This window comes from Xanthomonas sp. LMG 12460, assembly GCF_009192895.1.
Taxonomy (GTDB): Bacteria; Pseudomonadota; Gammaproteobacteria; order Xanthomonadales; family Xanthomonadaceae; genus Xanthomonas_A; species Xanthomonas_A sontii.
In genome coordinates this window covers 1-1,067 of the sequence record NZ_NKUH01000146.1, presented here as the reverse complement: position 1 = coordinate 1,067, position 1,067 = coordinate 1, and the positions used below count along the sequence as shown (strand labels likewise).

1 protein-coding gene is annotated in these 1,067 nt (G+C 62.8%); it reads left to right on the top strand.

Features of this window, described 5'->3' with window-relative positions; translation table 11 throughout:
* Window positions 1-105: 105 nt before the first annotated feature.
* Window positions 106-1,067 (top strand): IS5 family transposase (locus CEK66_RS19995; protein WP_152238050.1); only part of this gene is annotated, 962 nt, incomplete at its 3' end.

Genomic DNA, 1,067 nt, shown 5'->3' with positions numbered 1-1,067 from the left:
TCGGATGACGATCGGTCTGTGTTGCGTTGTCATGTGAGGCAAGTGACCCTCTAACAAGCCCTCCTCATGCATCATTGGTCTGGAGAACACGCCGAGGACGCCACGATGATCAGCCTGTTTGCCGGCCACGAACGCGAAGCCAAGCGGCAGCAGATCGGCGATCCTCTGGCTCTGCTGTCACGGCATATCGACTTTGCCGGGATTGCTCACGCCGTAGACGCGAAGCTGTCCTTGGGTACTGGCAAGCGCGGTGGCCGTCCGGCTTGGCCGACGCAGGTGATGATCAAGCTGCTGCTGTTGCAGCAGTTGTACAACCTCTCCGACGATGCGCTGGAGTACCAGGTGCTGGATCGGCGCAGCTTCCAGCAATTCCTCGGACTGGAACACAGCGGCAAGGTGCCCGACGCCAAGACGATCTGGGTGTGGCGCGAACGGCTCAAGACCAAGGATCTGATGGGCGACATCAGCGCGGCGATCGGTGAGCAATTGCAACGTGCCGGGTTCATTGCCCGCGGCGGTCAGATCATCGACGCCAGCATCGTCAGCGCTCCGATCCAGCGCAACACGCGCGAAGAGAACGCGCAGATCAAGCAGGGCGATGACGTCGGCCAGGACTGGAGCGATGCCAAGCGTGCGCAGAAGGATATGCAGGCACGTTGGACCAGGAAGCATGGGGTGGCGTTCTACGGCTACAAGCTGCACGCCAGCACGGACCGTCGCTGGGGCTTCATCCGCCGCTACGACGTGAGCGCGGCCAACGTGCACGACAGCCGTCACTTCGAGCAGGTGCTGGACCCGGACAACACCGGCCGCACGGTATGGGCCGATAGCGGGTATGCCGATGCAGCGCGGGAAGCAGACCTGAAAAGGCGTGGTTACCGCCCCGCGATCCAGCATCAAGGGCATGCGCGCAAGCCCTTGAGCGAGGCAGCAAAGCGCCGGAACCGCCGAATTGCCAAGGATCGGGTGTTCGGCGAGCACCCGTTTGCGCGCTTGGCCCAACAAGGCGGCAAGTTCGTACGCTGCATCGGCTTGGCGCGGGCAAAGGTGGTGATCGGGCTGAAGGT